The 5,289-nt window shown below is 48.6% G+C and carries 1 tRNA gene and 3 rRNA genes; all 4 read left to right on the top strand.

The annotated features are described in order from the left end of the window. Positions 1 to 139 precede the first annotated feature (139 nt). The 4 genes from C8D76_RS09805 (at position 140) to rrf (ending at position 5,284) form a co-directional block, all read left to right on the top strand. Positions 140 to 1,680, top strand: a 16S ribosomal RNA gene (locus C8D76_RS09805). Positions 1,681 to 1,841: 161 nt separating this feature from the next. Beyond that, positions 1,842 to 1,917, top strand: a tRNA-Glu gene (locus tag C8D76_RS09800). Between the two features lie 227 nt (positions 1,918 to 2,144). After that, a 23S ribosomal RNA gene (locus tag C8D76_RS09795) occupies positions 2,145 to 5,039 on the top strand. A gap of 129 nt (positions 5,040 to 5,168) precedes the next feature. Continuing rightward, positions 5,169 to 5,284, top strand: a 5S ribosomal RNA gene (gene rrf / locus C8D76_RS09790). Together the 16S, 23S and 5S rRNA genes with 1 tRNA gene alongside form the textbook arrangement of a ribosomal RNA operon. Positions 5,285 to 5,289 lie beyond the last annotated feature (5 nt).

The following is a 5,289-nucleotide window of genomic DNA, read 5'->3' as shown; positions in this document are numbered from 1 at the left end:
TCTTTAACAATTTATCAGACAATCTGTGTGGGCACGAGTAAGATTCGTTTTGAAAAAAATTAAAACAGAAACTTAAAGTGCTGAACAAAGTTAATTTATTAGCGAAAATAAGTCAGTATTTTGAGCGATTAAACTTTTTAAATTGAAGAGTTTGATCATGGCTCAGATTGAACGCTGGCGGCAGGCTTAACACATGCAAGTCGAACGGTAACAGGTGAGTACTTGTACTTACGCTGACGAGTGGCGGACGGGTGAGTAATGCTTGGGAATCTAGCTTATGGAGGGGGATAACTACGGGAAACTGTAGCTAATACCGCGTAGTATCGGAAGATGAAAGGCTGGGACCGAAAGGCCAGTTGCCATAGGATGAGCCCAAGTGGGATTAGGTAGTTGGTAGGGTAAAGGCCTACCAAGCCGACGATCTCTAGCTGGTCTGAGAGGATGACCAGCCACACTGGAACTGAGACACGGTCCAGACTCCTACGGGAGGCAGCAGTGGGGAATATTGCACAATGGGGGAAACCCTGATGCAGCCATGCCGCGTGAATGAAGAAGGCCTTAGGGTTGTAAAGTTCTTTCGGTAGAGAGGAAGGCGAACTTGTGAATAGCAAGTTTGATTGACGTTACCTACAGAAGAAGCACCGGCTAACTCCGTGCCAGCAGCCGCGGTAATACGGAGGGTGCGAGCGTTAATCGGAATAACTGGGCGTAAAGGGCACGCAGGCGGTTGATTAAGTGAGATGTGAAAGCCCCGAGCTCAACTTGGGAATAGCATTTCATACTGGTCAACTAGAGTACTTTAGGGAGGGGTAGAATTCCACGTGTAGCGGTGAAATGCGTAGAGATGTGGAGGAATACCGAAGGCGAAGGCAGCCCCTTGGGAATGTACTGACGCTCATGTGCGAAAGCGTGGGGAGCAAACAGGATTAGATACCCTGGTAGTCCACGCTGTAAACGATGTCGATTTGGGGGTTGAGCTTAAAGCTTGGCGCCCGTAGCTAACGTGATAAATCGACCGCCTGGGGAGTACGGCCGCAAGGTTAAAACTCAAATGAATTGACGGGGGCCCGCACAAGCGGTGGAGCATGTGGTTTAATTCGATGCAACGCGAAGAACCTTACCTACTCTTGACATCCAGAGAAGACACTAGAGATAGTGTTATGCCTTCGGGAGCTCTGAGACAGGTGCTGCATGGCTGTCGTCAGCTCGTGTTGTGAAATGTTGGGTTAAGTCCCGCAACGAGCGCAACCCTTATCCTTTGTTGCCAGCATGTAAAGATGGGAACTCAAAGGAGACTGCCAGTGATAAACTGGAGGAAGGTGGGGATGACGTCAAGTCATCATGGCCCTTACGAGTAGGGCTACACACGTGCTACAATGGTGCATACAGAGGGCGGCGAACCTGCGAGGGTGAGCGAATCTCAGAAAGTGCATCGTAGTCCGGATTGGAGTCTGCAACTCGACTCCATGAAGTCGGAATCGCTAGTAATCGCAAATCAGAATGTTGCGGTGAATACGTTCCCGGGCCTTGTACACACCGCCCGTCACACCATGGGAGTGGGTTGTACCAGAAGTAGATAGCTTAACCTTTTGGAGGGCGTTTACCACGGTATGATTCATGACTGGGGTGAAGTCGTAACAAGGTAACCGTAGGGGAACCTGCGGTTGGATCACCTCCTTACCATAAAGACGACTTGCTGGTGTCCACACAGATTGTTTGATGAAATGTAGAGAAAAAAGACCGCATTTTATTGCTTAAGGTTTTATTACTTACTAGGCCAAGCAAAATAAAATAAGCATTAAAAGGTAAATGTGCAGACAACAAGAACATCTTTAACTGTTGTCCCCATCGTCTAGAGGCCTAGGACATCGCCCTTTCACGGCGGTAACCGGGGTTCGAATCCCCGTGGGGACGCCATCTAAAGATGGTTTTCATCACTTAGTGGTCTAATAAAATAGACACAACGTGATATTGTCTTATTTGTTCTTTAAAAAATTGGAAACAAGCTGAAAAACTGAGAGATTTTCGCAAGAAAGTCTGAGTAGTTGAAAAATCTTGACTGAACAAAGGCAGTCAAGTGTTTAGTTGAATAATAACAGCTAATAATGCGAACTCAACAAAGAGAAGAGCATTTGAGGTTGTATAGTTAAGTGACTAAGCGTACACGGTGGATGCCTTGGCAATCAGAGGCGAAGAAGGACGTGCTAATCTGCGAAAAGCTTGGATGAGTTGATAAGAAGCGTTTAATCCAAGATATCCGAATGGGGAAACCCAATAGATGAAGAATCTATTATTGCTTGATGAATACATAGTCAAGCAAGGCAAACCGGGAGAACTGAAACATCTAAGTACCCCGAGGAAAAGAAATCAACCGAGATTCTGTAAGTAGCGGCGAGCGAAAGCGGAAGAGCCTGTTAGTGATAGCGAGAGAGACAGAGGAATTGACTGGGAAGTCAAGCGATACAGGGTGATAGCCCCGTACTCGAAGTCTGTTTTGTGGTACTGAGCTAACGAAAAGTAGGGCGGGACACGAGAAATCCTGTTTGAAGAAGGGGGGACCATCCTCCAAGGCTAAATACTCCTGATTGACCGATAGTGAACCAGTACTGTGAAGGAAAGGCGAAAAGAACCCTGGTGAAGGGAGTGAAATAGAACCTGAAACCGTGTACGTACAAGCAGTGGGAGCCTGAAAGGGTGACTGCGTACCTTTTGTATAATGGGTCAGCGACTTATATTATGTAGCGAGGTTAACCGAATAGGGGAGCCGAAGGGAAACCGAGTCTTAACTGGGCGAATGAGTTGCATGATATAGACCCGAAACCCGGTGATCTAGCCATGGGCAGGTTGAAGATTGGGTAACACTAATTGGAGGACCGAACCGACTAATGTTGAAAAATTAGCGGATGACCTGTGGCTGGGGGTGAAAGGCCAATCAAACCGGGAGATAGCTGGTTCTCCCCGAAATCTATTTAGGTAGAGCCTTGAGCGGACACCTTCGGGGGTAGAGCACTGTTTCGGCTAGGGGGCCATCCCGGCTTACCAACCCGATGCAAACTGCGAATACCGAAGAGTGATACTCAGGAGACACACGGCGGGTGCTAACGTCCGTCGTGGAGAGGGAAACAACCCAGACCGCCAGCTAAGGTCCCAAAGTGCTCATTAAGTGGGAAACGAAGTGGGAAGGCTTAGACAGCTAGGATGTTGGCTTAGAAGCAGCCATCATTTAAAGAAAGCGTAATAGCTCACTAGTCGAGTCGGCCTGCGCGGAAGATGTAACGGGGCTAAAATGAGTCACCGAAGCTGCGGCATCAGTAGAGATACTGTTGGGTAGGGGAGCGTTGTGTAAGCGGAAGAAGGTGAATCGAGAGGTTTGCTGGACGTATCACAAGTGCGAATGCTGACATAAGTAACGATAAAACGAGTGAAAAACTCGTTCGCCGGAAGACCAAGGGTTCCTGTCCAACGTTAATCGGGGCAGGGTGAGTCGGCCCCTAAGGCGAGGCTGAAAAGCGTAGTCGATGGGAAACGGGTTAATATTCCCGTACTTGGTATAACTGCGATGTGGGGACGGAGAAGGTTAGGTTATCAGACTGTTGGATGTCTGTTTAAGCCGGTAGGTGGAGCATTTAGGCAAATCCGAATGTTTATAACACCGAGAAGTGATGACGAGTCTCTACGGAGACGAAGTAACTGATACCACGCTTCCAGGAAAAGCCACTAAGCATAGGTTATACTGAACCGTACTATAAACCGACACAGGTGGTCAGGTAGAGAATACTCAGGCGCTTGAGAGAACTCGGGTGAAGGAACTAGGCAAAATAGCACCGTAACTTCGGGAGAAGGTGCGCCGGCGTAGATTGTAGTCCCTTGCGGACGAAGGTTGAACCGGTCGAAGATACCAGCTGGCTGCAACTGTTTATTAAAAACACAGCACTCTGCAAACACGAAAGTGGACGTATAGGGTGTGATGCCTGCCCGGTGCTGGAAGGTTAATTGATGGTGTAATCGCAAGAGAAGCTCCTGATCGAAGCCCCAGTAAACGGCGGCCGTAACTATAACGGTCCTAAGGTAGCGAAATTCCTTGTCGGGTAAGTTCCGACCTGCACGAATGGCATAATGATGGCCAGGCTGTCTCCACCCGAGACTCAGTGAAATTGAAATCGCCGTGAAGATGCGGTGTACCCGCGGCTAGACGGAAAGACCCCGTGAACCTTTACTATAGCTTGACACTGAACCTTGAATTTTGATGTGTAGGATAGGTGGGAGACTATGAAGCGGTAACGCCAGTTATCGTGGAGTCGTTGTTGAAATACCACCCTTTAACGTTTGATGTTCTAACGAAGATTGCGGAACGCGGTCTCGGACAGTGTCTGGTGGGTAGTTTGACTGGGGCGGTCTCCTCCCAAAGAGTAACGGAGGAGCACGAAGGTTTGCTAATGGCGGTCGGACATCGCCAGGTTAGTGCAATGGTATAAGCAAGCTTAACTGCGAGACAGACAAGTCGAGCAGGTGCGAAAGCAGGTCATAGTGATCCGGTGGTTCTGAATGGAAGGGCCATCGCTCAACGGATAAAAGGTACTCCGGGGATAACAGGCTGATACCGCCCAAGAGTTCATATCGACGGCGGTGTTTGGCACCTCGATGTCGGCTCATCACATCCTGGGGCTGAAGTAGGTCCCAAGGGTATGGCTGTTCGCCATTTAAAGTGGTACGCGAGCTGGGTTTAGAACGTCGTGAGACAGTTCGGTCCCTATCTGCCGTGGGCGTTGGAGAATTGAAAGGGGCTGCTCCTAGTACGAGAGGACCGGAGTGGACGCATCCCTGGTGTTCCAGTTGTTTCGCCAGAAGCATTGCTGGGTAGCTACATGCGGGAGAGATAAGTGCTGAAAGCATCTAAGCACGAAACTTGCCTTGAGATGAGTTCTCCCCAACAAAAAGTTGGTAAGGGTTGTTTAAGACTAAGACGTAGATAGGTCTGGTGTGTAAGTGGTGTGAGCCATTGAGCTAACGGATACTAATTGCCCGAGAGGCTTAACTATACAACGCTCAAATGTTTTTGGGTGAAAATTTTAAGGTTTTGCAGCTTGTTTTGAATTTTGAAGAAGAGAGAAGAGCAAGAGAAATAAGATAGTAAAAGTATAAGCGAAGAGAAATCATCAAAGGATTATCTTGGCGGCGATAGTGCGGTGGTCCCACCTGACCCCATGCCGAACTCAGAAGTGAAACGCCGTAACGCCGATGGTAGTGTGGGGATTCCCCATGTGAGAGTAGGTCACCGCCAGGTATTAT

The sequence above is a fragment of the Alitibacter langaaensis DSM 22999 genome, assembly GCF_003096995.1.
GTDB classification, from domain to species: domain Bacteria; phylum Pseudomonadota; class Gammaproteobacteria; order Enterobacterales; family Pasteurellaceae; genus Exercitatus; species Exercitatus langaaensis.
Note: the sequence above shows the minus strand (reverse complement) of the source record. Positions and strands in the feature narration are given on the sequence as shown.